Annotated in this window: 18 protein-coding genes and 1 tRNA gene; 7 read left to right on the top strand and 12 right to left on the bottom strand. The window is 62.2% G+C overall.

The features are described from left to right. The first annotated feature begins 231 nt into the window (after positions 1-231). From G3N58_RS18195 to G3N58_RS18180, 4 genes are all read left to right on the top strand, one after another. Positions 232-2,541, top strand: coding sequence for a DNA translocase FtsK (locus G3N58_RS18195; RefSeq protein ID WP_167284379.1), 2,310 nt, complete (start codon positions 232-234; stop codon positions 2,539-2,541). 152 nt (positions 2,542-2,693) lie between these two features. Then, positions 2,694-3,437 (top strand): outer membrane lipoprotein chaperone LolA, encoded by a 744-nt coding sequence (gene lolA / locus G3N58_RS18190; protein WP_205989284.1) that lies wholly within the window; start codon positions 2,694-2,696, stop codon positions 3,435-3,437. Between the two features lie 318 nt (positions 3,438-3,755). After that, positions 3,756-3,986 carry a hypothetical protein gene (locus G3N58_RS18185; protein ID WP_205989291.1) on the top strand — a complete coding sequence of 77 codons (231 nt, stop codon included), beginning with the start codon at positions 3,756-3,758 and terminating at the stop codon, positions 3,984-3,986. Positions 3,987-4,176: 190 nt separating this feature from the next. Further along, the gene (locus G3N58_RS18180; RefSeq protein WP_167036673.1) at positions 4,177-4,404 is read left to right on the top strand and encodes a hypothetical protein; all 228 of its coding nucleotides are present in this window, start codon (positions 4,177-4,179) and stop codon (positions 4,402-4,404) included. Between the two features lie 264 nt (positions 4,405-4,668). On the opposite strand, the gene cytX is transcribed toward G3N58_RS18180, so the two are convergent. Further along, positions 4,669-5,985, bottom strand: a complete 1,317-nt coding sequence (gene cytX / locus G3N58_RS18175) for a putative hydroxymethylpyrimidine transporter CytX (protein WP_205999852.1) — start codon at positions 5,983-5,985, stop codon at positions 4,669-4,671. Positions 5,986-6,385: 400 nt separating this feature from the next. On the opposite strand from cytX, the gene G3N58_RS18170 reads away from it, so the two are divergent. The 3 genes from G3N58_RS18170 to G3N58_RS18160 all read left to right on the top strand — a co-directional run bounded on the left by G3N58_RS18170 (position 6,386) and on the right by G3N58_RS18160 (position 9,422). Next, the gene (locus G3N58_RS18170; protein ID WP_167036679.1) at positions 6,386-7,699 is read left to right on the top strand and encodes a replication-associated recombination protein A; all 1,314 of its coding nucleotides are present in this window, start codon (positions 6,386-6,388) and stop codon (positions 7,697-7,699) included. 93 nt (positions 7,700-7,792) lie between these two features. Continuing rightward, the gene (serS, locus tag G3N58_RS18165) at positions 7,793-9,088 is read left to right on the top strand and encodes a serine--tRNA ligase (RefSeq protein WP_167036682.1); all 1,296 of its coding nucleotides are present in this window, start codon (positions 7,793-7,795) and stop codon (positions 9,086-9,088) included. A gap of 243 nt (positions 9,089-9,331) precedes the next feature. Continuing rightward, positions 9,332-9,422 (top strand) — tRNA-Ser (locus G3N58_RS18160). A gap of 158 nt (positions 9,423-9,580) precedes the next feature. Here G3N58_RS18160 and G3N58_RS18155 read toward each other — a convergent pair. The 11 genes from G3N58_RS18155 to G3N58_RS18110 form a co-directional block, all read right to left on the bottom strand. Further along, positions 9,581-10,306, bottom strand: a complete 726-nt coding sequence (locus G3N58_RS18155) for an immunity 52 family protein (protein ID WP_205999851.1) — start codon at positions 10,304-10,306, stop codon at positions 9,581-9,583. A gap of 6 nt (positions 10,307-10,312) precedes the next feature. After that, on the bottom strand, positions 10,313-10,747 hold the full coding sequence (locus tag G3N58_RS18150) for a restriction endonuclease fold toxin 5 domain-containing protein (RefSeq protein ID WP_346778276.1): 435 nt from the start codon (positions 10,745-10,747) through the stop codon (positions 10,313-10,315). 46 nt (positions 10,748-10,793) lie between these two features. Then, on the bottom strand, positions 10,794-11,270 hold the full coding sequence (locus G3N58_RS34205; RefSeq protein WP_241017162.1) for a hypothetical protein: 477 nt from the start codon (positions 11,268-11,270) through the stop codon (positions 10,794-10,796). Next, positions 11,263-11,766: a DUF4123 domain-containing protein gene (locus G3N58_RS18145; protein WP_205999849.1), complete on the bottom strand. Its 504-nt coding sequence runs from the start codon at positions 11,764-11,766 to the stop codon at positions 11,263-11,265. Before G3N58_RS18145 ends, G3N58_RS34205 begins: the two co-directional genes overlap by 8 nt. A 4-nt stretch (positions 11,767-11,770) precedes the next feature. Further along, a complete protein-coding gene (locus G3N58_RS18140; protein ID WP_205999848.1) occupies positions 11,771-12,187 on the bottom strand; it encodes a PAAR domain-containing protein in 417 nt (138 codons plus the stop codon). 337 nt (positions 12,188-12,524) lie between these two features. Beyond that, complete coding sequence (locus tag G3N58_RS18135; protein WP_205999847.1) at positions 12,525-12,887, bottom strand: hypothetical protein; 363 nt, start codon at positions 12,885-12,887, stop codon at positions 12,525-12,527. A 212-nt stretch (positions 12,888-13,099) separates the two neighbouring features. Continuing rightward, a complete protein-coding gene (locus tag G3N58_RS18130) occupies positions 13,100-14,329 on the bottom strand; it encodes a relaxase/mobilization nuclease domain-containing protein (RefSeq protein ID WP_205999846.1) in 1,230 nt (409 codons plus the stop codon). Further along, positions 14,326-14,916 carry a plasmid mobilization relaxosome protein MobC gene (gene mobC, locus G3N58_RS18125; RefSeq protein ID WP_205999845.1) on the bottom strand — a complete coding sequence of 197 codons (591 nt, stop codon included), beginning with the start codon at positions 14,914-14,916 and terminating at the stop codon, positions 14,326-14,328. The genes G3N58_RS18130 and mobC overlap by 4 nt, the downstream gene beginning before the upstream one ends. Continuing rightward, on the bottom strand, positions 14,913-15,146 hold the full coding sequence (locus G3N58_RS18120; RefSeq protein ID WP_205999844.1) for a helix-turn-helix domain-containing protein: 234 nt from the start codon (positions 15,144-15,146) through the stop codon (positions 14,913-14,915). The genes mobC and G3N58_RS18120 overlap by 4 nt, the downstream gene beginning before the upstream one ends. A gap of 212 nt (positions 15,147-15,358) precedes the next feature. Continuing rightward, on the bottom strand, positions 15,359-15,907 hold the full coding sequence (locus G3N58_RS18115; protein ID WP_205999843.1) for a hypothetical protein: 549 nt from the start codon (positions 15,905-15,907) through the stop codon (positions 15,359-15,361). 49 nt (positions 15,908-15,956) lie between these two features. Further along, entirely contained in the window at positions 15,957-17,159 is a 1,203-nt protein-coding gene (locus G3N58_RS18110) for a site-specific integrase (protein ID WP_205999842.1), read from the bottom strand. Positions 17,160-17,316: the final 157 nt, after the last annotated feature.

Here is a 17,316-nt window from a genome sequence, read left to right as displayed (position 1 = left end):
CGCGCCGAACCGGTCGGGCCGCCTTCCGCGCCTCCGCGTTTCAAGCAGCCGAACGGCCAAAGCGGTCAAGTTACCGTCATTTACAGCCCTGTGCGGGGCACAGCGTTTACAATAGGCCGGATCGAAGTTTCCGGTAGCCGGGATCGGGCCCGAAGCCACGCGCGGCGAGGCCCGGGCCGTGTTCCCGGCGGCAGTCTCGGCCTGAACCGGCTACCCCAGGCAACAGGATCAATGGCAAAAGCTCCTTATTCCGCGAGCGCGCAGGCATTGCCTCACCGCATGTCGCGCCTCTTCACCGAAATTCGCTGGATTCTGCAGGTAGCGCTCGGCGTGTTCCTGCTGATGGCCCTCGTCAGCTATAGCAGGCACGACCCGAGCTGGACCCACGCCGCGCAGGTCGACCACATCTCGAACTGGGCGGGCCGCGTCGGCGCATGGACGTCCGACATTCTGCTGCTGCTGTTCGGCCTGTCCGCCTACTGGTGGATCGTGCTGCTCGGCCGCCATATCTCCGCGAACTACCGGCGTATCACCCGCCACGAAGAGCCGCAGGACGACGCCGCGCCGCACGGCGTGAGCTGGCTCGCGGACGCATTCGCGTTCATGCTCGTGCTGCTGTCGTGCAACGGCCTCGAGGCGCTGCGCATGTGGTCGCTCAAGGTGCAGTTGCCGCGCGCGCCGGGCGGCGTGATCGGCGAGGCCGTCGCGCGCGGCATCTCGCATGCGCTCGGCTTCACCGGCGGCACGCTCGCGCTGCTGCTCGGGCTCGCGATCGGGCTGTCGCTGTACTTCCGTTTCTCGTGGCTATCGGTTGCGGAGAAGGTCGGCGAGTCGATCATTTCCGCGGTCACGTTCGCGAAGCTGCGCCGCGAAGCCGGGCGCGACCGCAAGCTCGGCGAAGCCGCCGCCGTCAAGCGTGAGGGCAAGGTCGAGAAGGGCCGCGTGCGCATCGAGGAACATGAGCCCGTGATGATCGTGCCGCCCGTCGTCACGCCAGTGAAGTCGGAGCGCGTCGAAAAGGAACGGCAGGTGCCGCTCTTTACCGATCTGCCGGGCGACTCCACGCTGCCGCCCATTTCGCTGCTCGACCCCGCGCCCGCCGCCCAGGAAACCATCTCCGCCGATACGCTCGAATTCACTTCGCGCCTGATCGAGAAAAAGCTCAAGGACTTCGGCGTCGAAGTGAGCGTGGTCGCCGCCTATCCGGGGCCGGTCGTCACGCGCTACGAAATCGAGCCGGCCACCGGCGTGAAGGGCAGCCAGATCGTCAATCTCGCGAAGGACCTCGCGCGTTCGCTGTCGCTCGTGTCGATCCGCGTCGTCGAAACGATTCCGGGCAAGAACTACATGGCGCTGGAGCTGCCGAACCAGCGCCGTCAGACCGTGGGCCTCTCCGAGATTCTCGGCTCGGCCGTCTATGCCGATGCGGCTTCGCCGCTCACGATGGGCCTCGGCAAGGACATCGGCGGCAAGCCCGTGTGCGCCGACCTCGCGAAGATGCCGCACCTGCTCGTCGCCGGCACGACCGGTTCGGGCAAGTCGGTCGGCATCAACGCGATGATCCTCTCGCTGCTCTACAAGGCGAGCGCCGAGCAGGTGCGCATGATCCTGATCGATCCGAAGATGCTCGAAATGAGCGTCTACGAAGGCATTCCGCATCTGCTCTGCCCGGTCGTCACCGACATGCGCCAGGCGGGCCACGCGCTGAACTGGGCGGTCGCCGAAATGGAGCGCCGCTACAAGCTCATGAGCAAGCTCGGCGTGCGCAATCTCGCCGGCTACAACAACAAGATCGACGACGCGGCCAAGCGCGAGGAGAAGCTGCCGAATCCGTTCAGCCTCACGCCGGACGATCCGGAACCGCTCACGCGCTTGCCGAACATCGTGATCGTGATCGACGAACTGGCCGACCTGATGATGGTGGTCGGCAAGAAGGTCGAAGAGCTGATCGCGCGCATCGCGCAGAAGGCGCGTGCGGCCGGCATCCACCTGATTCTCGCCACGCAGCGGCCGTCGGTCGACGTCATCACCGGGCTCATCAAGGCCAACGTGCCGACGCGCATGGCCTTCCAGGTGTCGTCGAAAATCGACTCGCGCACGATTCTCGACCAGCAGGGCGCCGAGTCGCTGCTCGGCATGGGCGACATGCTCTATCTGCCGCCGGGCTCCGGTTTGCCGGTGCGCGTGCACGGCGCGTTCGTGTCGGACGACGAAGTGCATCGCGTCGTCGACAAGCTCAAGGAACAGGGCGAGCCGAACTACATCGAGGGCATTCTCGAAGGCGGCGTGACGGGCGAGGGCGACGAAGGCTCGGCGGGAACCGTGTCCACCGAAGGCGAGTCGGACCCGTTATACGATCAGGCGGTCGACGTCGTGCTGAAAAACCGCCGCGCGTCGATCTCGCTCGTGCAGCGGCACTTGCGCATCGGCTACAACCGCGCGGCGCGCTTGCTCGAACAGATGGAGAATTCGGGCGTGGTGTCGGCGATGTCGTCGAACGGCAATCGCGAAATTCTGGCGCCGGCGCGGGAAGCGGAATAAGCCGTTGCCGCTGCGGGTAGGCAGCGCGGCATGCCGTTTCGGTATGCGCGGCACCGCAGCCTCGCTGCCGGATGCGCGCAAAGGCGGCCCGAGTGTTTATCCACATGCGCCTCGCGCGGCCCGTCGACGAATTCAATCAAGGGAGAAACCATATGCACACCATCGCGCAGCATGACGTTCGAGAGCGTCGATCCGGCCGTCTCGGCGAGCGCCTCCGCCAGAGCGCGCGCAAGTTCGCGCGCGGCGCGGGCAGCGTGGCGATCGGCGCGTCGCTGCTGGTCGCTTCGCACGCCTTCGCGAGCGGCACCGAGCAACTGAAGGCGTTCGTCGCACAGGTTCATGCGGCGCGCGGCACCTTCGTGCAGCAGGAAGTGCGCGCGCCGAGCAAGGCGCAGGGCTCGTCCGGCGCGCTGCCCACGGTGGGCGCGGGCCAGCCCACCACGTCGAGCGGTACGTTCACGTTCGCGCGGCCCGGCAAGTTCATCTGGCAATACGAGAAGCCTTACGCGCAACTGTTGCAGGCGGACGGCGACAAGCTCTACGTCTACGACAAGGACCTGAACCAGGTCACGGTGCGGGCGCTCGGCAATGCGCTCGGCGCGAGTCCGGCGGCGATCCTGTTCGGCAGCAACGATCTGGACAAGAACTTCACGTTGCATGACGCCGGCGTGAAGGCCGGCATCGACTGGCTCGAATTGACGCCGAAGGCGAAGGACACGCAGTTCCAGCGTGTTGGTATCGGCTTCAAGGACGGCAATCTCGAAGCGATGGAATTGCATGACGTGTTCGGCAACGTGACGCTGCTGACCTTCTCGAATATCCAGAAAAATCCCGCGTTGCCGGCCGATGCGTTCAAGTTCACCGTGCCGAAGGGCGCGGACGTGATCAACGGATAAGCTGCGTGGCCGGCGTCGGTGGTCGACGCCGTGTGAATCGCTTCGCAAAGCCGCGTTCGCCGGGCGCGGCTTTGCTTATTGACGCGGAGCGCACGGGCCCTTGCTGCGGCGGGTGCAAATGTGGTTTTTTCGGCGCAAACCGTCGTTGTCGTGCGGAGCCGGATAAGCGGCATCCTCAGAAGATTGACACAGGCGTGTCAGACTCTTTTCAGTTTTCCTCTACATTCTCTGACATTTTTTTGCTGCAACGCAGCAAGATAACGCCTAAACTGGTCGAAGTGGGTAGTGGCTTCGAATGTTCGGAAAGTGAGGCATGTTATGAGAGGATCTTTATCACAAGATTCGCATTTATCCCCGACGCTCCATGTCTTCGAGCAGGAGGGCGGTTGGCATTGGGGCATCACGATTCCGCGGCCGGTCGGCAGCGGCGTCAAGGTCATCGATTACAGCGAAACGACCTTCGGCGATGAAGCCGAGGCTCAACGCGACGGGAAGCGGGCGCTCGAGCGCTTCGCCGACACGCCCGTGCTAGCGCTCGAGCACCATTAACGCGCGGCCGGAACTGGGGTGGGACCCGAGGCCAATGCACGCCAATCGCGGCCATAGCGAGGTTTGCGGGCGCGCCGCGGACGGGGCGGCGACACGTAATGACTTAATATGCAACAATTTGCATATATTTTTTGATTTGTAGGAGATCGAAGCGATAATGTCTCGTCTTTTTTGAGATATCGCTTTTATCTTGACCTTTGCAGAATACGAAACCACGCACGCGCTGAGCGTGGAACTGGACGGCGTCAATTACGCCGGTACCTATCGCGTGATGACGGGAACCGTCATCGTTCACTTCGAAAACGAAACCAAATTCGCGTCCTATGCGCCGAATCGCCCTGAAACCGTGGCGCGTTGGCTGCTCACGGACTTGTGCCGAAAAATCGAATCGCGCAGGCGTAAAGCCGCGAAGAAATAGAAATCGGCCGTATCGCAGCAGGGGCATTGCTTCGGCCGCGTGATTTTCACAGCGATCAAACTGATGGGTGGGGAGACGGCGCGCGGCACGCCGTTTCTCCACGCGGCCGAGGCTGGGTGATTCGACTGCGGGCATATCGCGCAGATCGGTTTGCGCGATATGCCGCGATACGCCGCGCTATGCAGCCCACGACTTCGGCCAATGCCGTCGTGCTGAGAGCTTCGAGCTCGCACGGGCCGCATGCAGCGCCGAAGCATTCACCACTCAGGCATACGCGGTCTTGCGCGTCGACACGAACACGAAATAACACACCGCTCCGATCGCCAGCGAAGGCAGTGTTGCGCCGAGATTCGGCAGCCATTGATTGATCACCTGGTACGAGGCGATGCCGATCGCCCACGCGACGAACGCGCTCAGATGCCAGCCGCCCGAGAAGCCGTAGCGGCCGCGCAGGTCGGCGAGCACCGTGGCGTCGATGCGGCGTTTGCGCACGATAAAGTGATCCATCAGCACGACGCCGAACAGCGGCGCGAATACCGAGCCGATCAGCAGCAGGAAGTTCTGATACTTCGCCATCGGCACGAGCAGCGCGATCATCGTGCAGAGCGCGCCGAACGCGGCCGACAGCAGCGGCACGCTCGCTCGCGTCCAGAACGTGCCGGTCGACACCGCGGCCGAGTGGATATCGGCGAATGCGTTGTCGATTTCGTCGATCAGGATCAGCAGCAGCGCAAAGCCGCCACCTGCTTGCGCGAGCGCGCTCGTCAGCAGCGCGTCGCCGCCGCCCGCCGCGAGACCGTAGATCGCGCCGAGCGCATAGAACCAGATGTTCGCGATGCCGTAGCCGTACAGCGTGCCGCGAAACGTCTCGCCGGCACGGCGGCCGAAGCGCGTGTAGTCGGAAATCAGCGGTAGCCACGAGAGCGGCATCGCGACCACGAGGTCGATTGCGCCGCCGAACGACATCTCGCCCGTGCCGGGGCGCTGCATCAGGTCCGCGAGATGGTGGCGCGCGAGCAGGTTCCACGTGAGCCATGCGGCGCCCGCGAGCAGCAGCCAGATGCCCCATTTGCGCAGAAAGCGCCGCACGAACGACAGCGGCCCGCTGACCGCGAGCAGCGTCGCGAGCGCGCCGAAGAGCACGGTCCAGACGAGCGGCATCGACAGGCCGAATGCCTGCTTGGCGAGCGCGTCGGCGGAATCGCGCATCACGATCACCTCGAACGAGCCCCAGCCGACCAGCTGCACCATGTTCAGCACGGCCGGCACCGACGCGCCGCGCACGCCGAGCGTCGGACGCAGCGACGACATCGCCGCGAGCCCGGTGTCGGTGCCGATCACGCCCACGAGCGCGAGCAGCACGACGCCGATCACGCTGCCGAGCGCGATCGCAATGAGCGCGTGCGGCAGCGATAGCCCCGGCACCAGCAGTGCGCCCGCCTGCGCGACGAGCAGGCCGATGCCGAGGGAGAACCAGAGCGCGAATGCGTCGCCGGTACGGAAGGCGCGGCGCGCGTCGGGCACCGGCGTGAGCGGCGCGTAGGTGGAGCCGGTGTCGCCGGCGAGGGGTTCTTGTGCCATCTGATGTCTGTTCCTGTTGGTGTCGCTGCCTGTCGTTCTGCCGAGCTTGGCCGATGCCGCTTGCCGCGCTTCGGGCCCGGCATTCTGCCGTATCGCTGTGCCGTATCGCCTTGCCGGTTATCCACGCCGCGATTTACTCCGGCGCTCCCCTCCGGCATGCCTCGCCCGCGCCCACGCGATACGCCGCTTGCGCGAACCGATGCGCCGGCTCCGCGACACCCGGCCTTCGCTCGGACGCCGTCGCTGTCATAATGCAGGACGTTGCCCGTGGCCTGGCCGGCGGGCGTTGCGCTTGTCCGGCCGGCCGCCGCGTTCTCGCGGACCGCGCCCGGGAAGAACCCGCAAGGGCCGGGGCACAGCCTCGAAAAGCCCGGAAAGCCGAGATTATCCCCAAAACGTCATGTTTGAAGAAACCCGTGCCAATGTTCCGCTCGCCGAACGCCTGCGGCCCCGCAATATCGACGAAGTGATCGGCCAGGCGCATCTGCTCGGGCCGAACAAGCCGCTCAGGGTCGCGTTCGAATCCGGCGAAGCCCATTCGATGATCCTCTGGGGGCCGCCCGGCGTCGGCAAGACTACGCTCGCGCGGCTCATGGCCGATGCGTTTCATGCTCAGTTCATCGCGCTCTCGGCGGTGCTCTCGGGCGTGAAGGATATCCGCGAGGCGGTCGAGACCGCGCAGATTCATCGCGCGAACGGGCATCAGACGCTGGTGTTCGTCGACGAGGTGCATCGCTTCAACAAGAGCCAGCAGGACGCGTTCTTGCCGCACGTCGAATCGGGGCTGTTCGTATTCGTCGGCGCGACGACCGAGAACCCGTCGTTCGAGGTCAACAGCGCGCTACTGTCGCGCGCGGCGGTCTACGTGCTGAAGAGCCTCACCGACGACGAGCAGCGCGAACTGCTCGAACGCGCGCAGAAGGAACTCGGCGGCCTCACGTTCACCGACGAAGCGCGCGCCGCGCTGATCGGTTCCGCCGACGGCGACGGCCGCAAGCTGCTGAACAACCTCGAAATCGTCGCGCGCGCGGCCGCACAGCAGAAGACCCGCGAGATCGACGGCACCTTGCTCGGCAGTGCGCTCGCCGAAAACCTGCGGCGCTTCGACAAGGGCGGCGACGCATTCTACGACCAGATCAGCGCGCTGCATAAATCGGTGCGTGGCAGCAGTCCGGACGGCGCGCTCTACTGGTTCTGCCGCATGCTCGACGGCGGCGCGGACCCGCGCTATCTCGCGCGGCGCATCGTGCGCATGGCGTGGGAAGACATCGGTCTCGCCGATCCGCGTGCCGCGCGCATCGCGCTCGACGCCGCCGAAACCTACGAGCGGCTCGGCACGCCCGAAGGCGAGCTCGCGCTTGCGCAGGCGATCATCTATCTCGCGGTCGCGCCGAAATCGAACGCCGGATACAACGCGTACAACGAGGCCCGGCGCTTCGTCGGCAAGGACCAGTCGCGCGCGGTGCCGGTGCATCTGCGCAACGCGCCGACGAAGCTGATGAAGGAACTCGGCTACGGCCACGACTACCGTTACGCGCACGACGAGCCCGATGCGTACGCGGCCGGCGAGACCTATCTGCCGGACGGCATGCGCGATCCGCGCTGGTATCAGCCGACGCCGCGCGGGCTCGAAGGCAAGATCGGCGAGAAGCTCGCGCGGCTTGCCGATCTCGATGCGCAGTGGCGCGCGGAGAACAAGGCGAAGAAGGGGTGAGCCGCGCGCCACGCCTCGCTTTCCGGACGTTCCGGCCGCCCGTGCCGGTGCGTTAAAATCGCGCTTTCATACAACGAACACCCGTCCCATCCCATGCTCGACATCCAGCTGCTGCGCAAAGACCTCGACGGCGTCGCCAAGCGCCTCGCCGACCGCGGCTATACCCTCGACGTGGCGGCTTTCGCCGCGCTCGAAGCGGAACGCCGCGACACCCAGACCCGCACCGAAGAAATGCAGGCGCGCCGCAACAGCCTGTCGAAGCAGATCGGCGCGATGAAAGGACGCGGCGAGGACACCTCGGCGGTGATGGCCGAAGTCGGCGGCATCGGCGACGAGATGAAGGCGTCGGCCGTGAAGCTCGACGAGATCCAGAAGCGTCTGTCGGACCTGTTGCTCGGCGTGCCGAACCTGCCGCACGAGAGCGTGCCGGTGGGCCGCGACGAAGCGGACAACGTCGAAGTGCGCCGCTGGGGCACGCCGCGTCAGTTCGACTTCGAGGTCAAGGATCACGTCGATGTCGGCACGCCGCTCGGCCTCGACTTCGAGACCGGCGCGAAGCTGTCGGGCGCGCGCTTCACGATGCTGCGCGGGCAGATTGCGCGGCTGCATCGCGCGCTCGCGCAGTTCATGATCGACACGCACACGCAGCAGCACGGCTATACCGAGATCTACACGCCGTACATCGTGAATCCGGACATCCTGTACGGCACCGGCCAGTTGCCCAAATTCGCGGACGACATGTTCCGCGTCGAGAAGGGCGGCGGCGAAAACACGGTGACGCAGTATCTGATCTCGACCTCGGAAATTTCGCTGACGAACACGGTGCGCGAGAGCATCGTCGAAGCGGACGCACTGCCGATCAGGTTGACCGCGCATTCGCCGTGCTTCCGCTCGGAAGCGGGCTCGTATGGCCGCGACACACGCGGCATGATCCGCCAGCATCAGTTCGACAAGGTCGAGATGGTGCAGATCGTCGCCCAGGAAGCGTCGTACGATGCGCTAGAACAGATGGTCGGCCATGCCGAGACGATTCTGCAGAAGCTCGAACTGCCATATCGCGTGATCACGCTGTGTACCGGCGACATGGGCTTCTCGGCCACGAAGACCTACGACCTCGAAGTGTGGCTGCCCGCGCAGAACACGTACCGCGAGATTTCGAGCTGCTCGAACACGGAGTCGTTCCAGGCACGGCGCATGCAGGCACGCTATCGCAATGCGCAAGGCAAGCCCGAACTTGTGCATACGCTGAACGGCTCGGGGCTCGCGGTGGGTCGCACGCTCGTGGCCGTGCTCGAGAACTTCCAGAACGCCGATGGTTCGGTGACGGTGCCGGCGGCGCTGCGTCCGTACCTCGGCGGCGTCGAGCGGCTGGAAGTGCCGGCGGCCTGAGTGCGTGATCGGCTGGTGCAGCTGTTGTGAGTGGCGTGTCGTTCGGCGTCGTCGTGTGGTTCGATTGCGCCGCAACGGCTTGCTGCCTGCCCGCCTGTCGGGCTTTTCTAAAAAAATTTTCGGCGAAGGGCTTGGAAAACAGGCTCGAGCTGTTCTATAATCTTGTTCTCCCAAGCAACGACCCGCTTGGATCTGGCGAAGCAGTAGCAGGAAGTTGAAGTCGCACTGCGAGTTGGAATACCCGGAAAGGTGGCAGAGTGGTCGAATGCGCTGGACTCGAAATCCAGTGTACGGTTATACCGTACCGTGAGTTCGAATCTCACCCTTTCCGCCAAATTCAATCAAAAACCCCCGCATAGTCAATGACTTGCGGGGTTTTTTGTTTTTCAGCCCATCAGCTAGCCCATCAATTGGTTTGTCGATCTAAATTATCCATGCGCTCGCATTGTCGGCGCGCAATCAATATCGGCGTGGATGTTTTGCAACAGATGCTTAGATACTCGCGTACGTCGGTAGTAGATCTTGATCAACCAACCGGATCTCAATCCGGTTCGCAATTTCGACGTGCTCAGGGTTTTCGACCGAAAATACCTCATCAATCACGCTGACAACAATCGTCCCTGTTTGATTCTTGCCCGGGCCCGGTACAGGGATCAGCGCTCGCGCTTCTGGCACCTGCTGCACAGTGAGGACTGTAGGGAGATACAGCATCCAACCGACGCCAGGCTTGTCGTCAAATACCTGCTTCTCGAAATACCCTTGCGGCGCTACGGTGACAACTTGCGGGTGAAGGACCGCTATCACGGCACGAACCAAGTCGACCATGTCATCCATCGACTTGCAAACTCGCGGAGCATCCACGTCAACAGTGAGCCGGTCGGCCAAAACCTTACTGTCTGAAACATGGCAGGAGATTGCCGCTCCGGCACCATCCTCAGCCGCGCTATTCCAAATGGAAGCATAGGATCTGCGCGCCTTTTTCTCGCGGGTGCTTTCCGTGAGGACTGCAATGGCGGCAGTTGTCGCCTCGCCATCGGCTTTAAAAGCAGGGTACAGATTGGCCTCCTCGAGCGAGTCGCCTTTCAGGCGCCAGTTCTCGTAGGCCATAGCTGGATCTCTTGCAGCCATGGCAGCGACCACCGCAGATTCCACGGTCAGCATTTTCTGGTAATCACGAGACGTCATCGAACCGTCTCGGAAGAGTGCCCTAATTTCCATGATCGCTCAGGGTTGAAGAACTGATTGAATTCCCACGCTTGCAAGCATCGGGGCCATTTTCTTCTGGGTTAGTGGGGTTTGGAAGTACCATCGCAACTTGGATGGCGGGTTCGCGTGCACTACCTCCGCCTGGTCGCCGGCCTGAACCTCCAACCTGTCAAAGCCCGTGAACCATTTGTCCGAGTTCTTCTTTGACCCGTCGATGAACTGATCGTAGTTGGCCTTCGCCTCCTGCAAGAGACATTCGCCAGGTACGAACCCATCAAAATCGATCCCCTCCCATTGCCACTCCTCACTCCATCGGCATTCTGCTTCGTCGAATGCAAACCCCGTGATGTGGGCTTGGTATCGATAGGAGTCCCAGTTCGGGCCATGATTCCGTCGAATCTTGGTGCCAGCCTCAGGCGGACACTTCTTGCACTTCTCACCAGTGCGCGGCACAGCGCGAACAGCCGGCGTCGCCTTGCTATCGGTCTTGCTCGAATCGCTAGACAGGCTGGCCGCTCCCGCCGCCGCGCCTCCACCCAATAAAGCGGCGCCAACGCGAGTCAGAACCGGACCCAGCTCCGTCGCTGCTCCCTCCACTAGTGGTACCGCCAGTCCCGCCATGGATCATCCCTCCCTTGAATCCCGGATTGTCGATGCGCCACCGAATCACGCGCAGATAGTCATGGAAACGTTCATCTGGAGACCGGCCTGGTCGAGTGATCCATGAACGCGTTGCGGGCTTTTCGCAGAAGCCAGGCACGTAGGCTTCGAGCCTGAGAAAAGCAGCCACGTTGTCGTTTGAAGCGATGCCGAAATGGCGAGCGGCACCATAGGCCTGCCACAGCCGCGACGCCAGCGATTGATCCTTGGCCAGTTGGGGATTCTCGGCCACCAGATCTTGGCGCACCTGTTCGACATACCGCTTTGCTTCGAGCTGAGCAAGCGCCGTCACCTGTTCGGTCGATAGTTCAAGCATGTTTGCCGATCTCCGACAGTTTTCCGTCGATCTCCACCAGCCAGTGGAACGCAAACACCATAAATTGGATCCGCTGATGAAACGACATCGTTTCGGCCAGGGAGGGCATCAGGCGAGCGTCATAGAAGCGCAGCAGCGCCGGCCGGCCGTCGGGAAGGCGTACGTCGAGGTTGTCGCGAAGGTTGTCGGCAAGGGCCGCGATTTGATAGGCGCTGATCAGCCAGGAGACGCCGGTCGACCCGGCAGCCTGCGCCGCGAGCGCACCCCGCACCGTCCCTGGTGCGGCCGCATAGTCGATCAGCCAGGGGCCAGCGTCGGCCAGTGACGCATCCGGCGTACCGTCGAAAAGCGCAATACATTGTTCGGAGCGCTCGGGTACCTGCCCACCGTTCGCCTCGCCATACAGCAGTCCATCGACCAGCGCATACACCCGGGTAGGGTTGCTGATCTCCCGGCTGCGCTCGGCATAGAATACCTCGATGTTTGAAGTACTCATCCGGCTATTCCCTAGGCACCATGGTCGAGCCGTTCGCGGCCGCTGCCTTCAGGCATTCCAGGCAGAGGGTCTGCGACGGCGCCAAGGAGGCTCCGCTTGCAGTCGCCGAAGCAATCGCAGCAGCGCTGCCGTAGGACTCCACGCCTTCGTCACTAATAGTGGCGCTATGTTGTGATGCAATCAGCACCGCGCCACAGGCCGTACGCATGCCTTCGACAGCCGTCTCACGTCCGTGAATCCTGTGCGGGTAGCGACGGGTAATCGGCAGGATAGGGAACACGCCGCCGCATTTGGGGCAGCTCACCATATGCCCGACGCCGGCAATGGCCTTGCCATCGACCGTGTCGGTCGGCTCGCCTTCCAGGACCGTTCCACCATGTGACGTGGTGTCGCCCTGGCAAATGATCGCTTTCTCGGTCACGCTGCCTCCGCGGATTTTCGTACGACGAAAATCTATCACAATCCCGAGTCAAACTCAGACGCACTACTGTATGCAGCCCTGAAAAATGATCCGCGCAGAATACGCCTGTGATTTGCCATCAGTAGACGAAGACAATTAGCTTGGGCGGCGACAATTACCCCAGCCGACCGGTAAATATAGTTGACGATCTACACATCAGATTCACGCGCGTGCATGTCTCTATTAATGTAAATCGCGTCGGCTTTCGAGTGAAGTTTGCTGATAACTATACCGCCGGGATCGAATTCGCGAGATGCTGCAACGATAGACGAAATCGAGAAGGTTGGGCGATCACTCTTTAGCATCGCGGCGAATTGGATCGAGCCAGCGTGTGTGGCGCGGTTCGCGAATCTTTTCTTTTGGCATGCTGTTGCTCGATACGTCGTAAAGTCGCTTCGCTGACCGAAATCCCGCACACGCCAAGCACTTTGACAATTTCACCGAAGGACCGGCCTTTTGCACGCAGCGCACGGATCTTTGGCAGCAATGTGACGATTTCTGTCGCGAGTGGCGATCGATTGATGGGAGCGGGCTGTTCGAGCAGATGATCGAGCGCGTGACTGGCCTGATCCCATTGCTCGCGCGTATAGGCATGCTTCCGTTGGCGGGATGGCTTCGTGAGGGTATCGCTACGGGTATCGGTATGCGTGACGTTGGACATGATGTTCTCCTTCCCTTAGATGGCGTTGATATTCGGCGTTTGATGTCGTTCGGTATGCTGATGTGCCGGAGCGATCGATGATCGCCAGTGTATTCACGGCATGCGAACCGACAAAACGGCAAAGCACGACAAAGGCTTGAGTTACCCTAAGGCAGGAATGCGGCTTCGCCGGGGTTTTGCCGGACATGGCCGGCAATCGCGTTGAGCAGGGTCTATCGCGTCATGTCGAAGTCCCCTCTGTCAGGTGTTTTTGTGCGCCGCGCCTGATTTAGCCCGGCCTCGTGTTCGCGCACGAAGGCGTAGTTCCGCAAAGCGTCGATCTGTTGCGCGGCCGTGTGGTTGATCTGCTTCAGTTTCGCTTCGAGTTCCGCGCGACTGGCATATGGGTCACGAGCTGCCATCTGGTCGATGGCCCGGTGCCAGCGCTCTACGAATTGCAAGATGGCGGTCTGCTGCTCCGGCGTGAGCGTCCGTTTCTTTGGCCGGTCATCGGGTAATTCGTCAGGTTCCCGCACCGATCCCGTGCCGACCTGCTGTGCCTTGATAATGGGCATGGCGGTCACAAACCGGGTGATCTCTATCGATAACCGCCGGTCGTTTGGTTCATCGGATTCGGCCAATGCGATGGCCACCGCACGCCAGGCTTGCAGCGGTTCCGCATGGGCTTTCCTGGCCATCGCCAGATCGACCCTGGACGGCCGTTGAGGCAGACCGGTTCGCCTGCGCCGGTGATAATCCGCCTGCCGTGCATAACGCTTGTGCTGTCCACGAACCTGCCGGGATGTGGCATTGGCGTCGATACCGTGCTCGCGTAATTCCTGCGCAAACTCTTCACGCCAGCGCTGGAAATGCGGTCTTGGATACAGCCGTTTCCCGTCACGACCGCGCGTAAGTATGTCCAGGTGTACGTGCGGATGCGGACTGTCGGTGTGCAGCGCGAACGCATACTCGTAGTTATCACCGAACTCATTGGCGGCAAACTGCCGAACCGCATCCTTGAGCGCAATCGGATCGGTGCCCGCTGGCATCGTGAAGACCAAATTAATCGCCTCCTGGTGGCGTTCGACTTCCGCAATCGATGAACCACCGGCACCGGATTGCTGCCACCAGCCCGCAAACTCGCGAACATCCTGCTTACCACGCCAGATACTACCTTCGCGATCTTCAAGGTCGATCTCACCGTTTCGAGTGATGTAATCCAGATGCGCCCGGATATAGGCCATGCCCCGCCCCGAATTCTTGCGCGACGTGATCGTGATGACGACCTCGGGCGCGCGCCGTACCGTCCGGGCAATCGCGCTCCGCACGTCATTGGCCGAACGTCGCGCACGCATGGCACTACCACGCCAGAGATGTGGCGCAGCACGGGGGCGGACTTTTCCGTAAAACAGACGGTCGCCCCATTCGAGCAGAAGTCCGTCCACGGTCTGACGGGAGGTCATGACCGTTCCCGCATCCACCAGCGTCGCCGGGGCGACGCCAGCAGATCGCCTATCGTGCGATTGAGCGTTTTAACGGCCGTTGCTACGTCGCCGACCGCCGCTTGAATCGCTGTCATGTGAACCGAGCGATGGGCATTCAACGAGCGTGCAATCTGGTTCAGGTTGCGACCGACCGCCGCTAGCTCTACGTTTGCCGAGCGCAGCGCATCCAGATCATCGGCCAGCAACTGCGGTGTGCCTGAGAGTGCGGAGCGGATGGTCGAGACAATAAACCGGCTACGGGACGTGTAACCGGCTGCCGCCGCGTGGGCATCGAGTGCAGCCAGTTCGGCATCAGTTAGGCTCAACTCGACCCGGCTGCGCCGATATTCCGGGGTTTCGGTATCGTCGTCGCGAGGATCGAGCGTGGAGCGTGCGGGATCGACCGGTTCGATACCGATTTCGCGTTCGACCAGGCGGCGCAGCAGTTCGCTTTGTCGCATGCCGATCCGGTCACAGTGTCGGGCGAGCAGCAGCGCGTGCTGGGCACTCAGGCGGAACTCGATACGCTGGTCGAGCCGACCAGCCGAAAAGGGGATGTGATTCATGCCGCGTGATCCCCCAAGGCGTTGCGCAGTTCGCCGACTAACCACCGGGTCGATCCACCGATCTTGCGTGGCAAGGGCAATTTGCCGGTGCGAACATGCCGCCAGACGGTCGGCACGGAAATACCGAGCAGGCCGGCAACAGTCCGGACATCGACACGAGCCGAATCTGGCAGCCGGTCGAACTGTTCGAGGGCAAACGACAGCGAGGAAGGATGTGAAGGCTGGTTCATGGCTGCTCCTGAGTGATCAGCACGACCGGAACGGCACAATGCCGTGCTGTCGTGATGTGACTCAGGGTGGGCGGTTTCAGCTGGAAGCTGGTGCAGTTGCACCGTGAAATAGCGAAATCCACGCTATTTCATCGCGGGTCATGGAGTTGCGGGTCGCAACGGCCGTCGTCACGATGCAACGAGACGGCTATTCCCGGACTATTTCCGGTTAATCAATCGCGCTCGCCGCCACGGCGTTCCAGCACATCCCGAACAGCGGCCAGATATTTGTGGATGGTGCGGCGAGAGAGGCGCGTGCCCAGTTCCTGGGTGGCTTGTTCGAGTGCGGCCGCATCGAGGCTCTTTGCACGGGCCGCAGCGGCGATGAGAATCAGCAGACTGGTCCGTTCTCGGGGTTCGGCTTGATCGATGCCGGCAGATGAAAGTTCGATCTCCGCCGACGCAGCCGACTGTTTCGGCGGATCGGGTTCATCTTCGCCCGCGTGGTGAGGGATCTTCCAGGGTGTGCCGCTTGCCTCGCACCAGCGCCGCAGATCCGCCTGGCGGACATACCGAGTATTGTCGTGCTCAGTCGCCGCGATGACGCCGCGCGCAATCGCATCGACCACGAGCGACAGCCAGTGCGCCTTGTCTATCTCGAATTCCGCGCCGCGTCGGGCACCGGTCCGAGGCGAACCACCCGCCAGCACGATTCCAGCGTCATCCAGCCGAATCCAGGGCTTGCCGACCAGTGCCTGACTCCATGATCCGAAAATTCCCATACGCACCTCGGATAAAGTCGTTGCATGCTCAAGAACCGGGCGGAAAGCGTCAACCCTGCTTGGTCGCCGACATGACTTGCTTCGCCCAAGCGTCCATCATAGGCCGACGTTGATCGAGCAAATCGGTACGGTGATAAGCCGCTTCGACCTGATTGGCAACCGTGTGCGCCAGTGCCCGCTCAGCCAGATCGCGCGCATAACCGTTCTCGCTGGCCCAATCCCGAAAGCTTGACCGGAAACCGTGGGCAGTCGCCACACGTCCCGGCGTCTCGCTTCCAGCCTTAACTCGGCGCAAAAAGGCCGTAAGTGCCATATCGCTCAAGACTTTTTTACGTGGCGATGGAAACACGAGCGTCTTGTCCAGCTTTTGTTCCTTGATGGCTTTGATGAGTGTCAAGGCCGGCGGTGACAGTGGCACGCGATGCAAGATGGAAGCCTTCATACGCTCAGCCGGAATTGTCCAGATGCCGGCATCCAGATCGAATTCATCCCAGACCGCACCGCGAACCTCACCGCTGCGTACGGCTGTCAGGATCAGGAGCATCAAGGCTGACAGCGATGTATCTTCGACATCGATCTTGCCAAGCCGTGCTTTGACGAAGGCCGGAATGTCCCGCCAAGGCATGGCTGGTTGATGGCTCTTACGCGGTGCCTGCTTCGGGAGAATGTGATCCACAACGCCGACGGGATTCGCGCTGATGTGGCCGTGTGCCCAGGCCCATTGCATCACGGCATGCATGCGCTGCCGTGTCCGGCTAGCCGTCTCGCTTTTTTCCAGCCAGATCGGTCGCAGTACATCGGCGCAGTCAGTTGGCGTAATCGAATCGAGTTTCTTCGCGCCGATCTTGGGGAACACGTAGGTTTCTAACGTGCTGATCCATTGCGCGGCATGCTTCTCGTTGCGCCAGCCCGGTGACAGTTCCTCGTGAACGTCCCGCGCGGCTTTCTCGAACGTGAGCGCCGCGGCGGCGACACGGGCGACGGCTCGCTCATGCTTGCGGGTATCGATGGGGTCAGCTCCGCTCGCGATCACGCGGCGCATAGCGAGCGCCTTCTCTCGGGCATTGGCAATCGAAGTTTCGGGATAGGAACCCAGCCCAGCGTCACGCCGTTTGCCAGTCACTGGGCTGGTGAAGCGCAATGTCCATTTGCTACCGCGCTGCGTCGGGAACAGCATCAGTCCCGTTACCTTGCCGTCGGAGACGGGTTTGTCGCCGGGTTGGAGGGATCTTGCTTGTCGGTCGGTGAGCATCACTTGCTCCTTTTAGCCCATCACTTAGCCCATCATAGAACATGAGATTGGATGAGGTTGGCTGAACCGAGTCGATACACAAAATCCGCTCAATGCCTTGATACATAAGGGTTTGAAGATACGGGACGAAATCAATCGATGCGTAGTGAAACTACAA

The sequence above is a fragment of the Paraburkholderia sp. Ac-20342 genome (assembly GCF_017104985.1).
Classification (GTDB): domain Bacteria; phylum Pseudomonadota; class Gammaproteobacteria; order Burkholderiales; family Burkholderiaceae; genus Paraburkholderia.
This window is presented reverse-complemented; position numbering and strand designations above follow the sequence as displayed.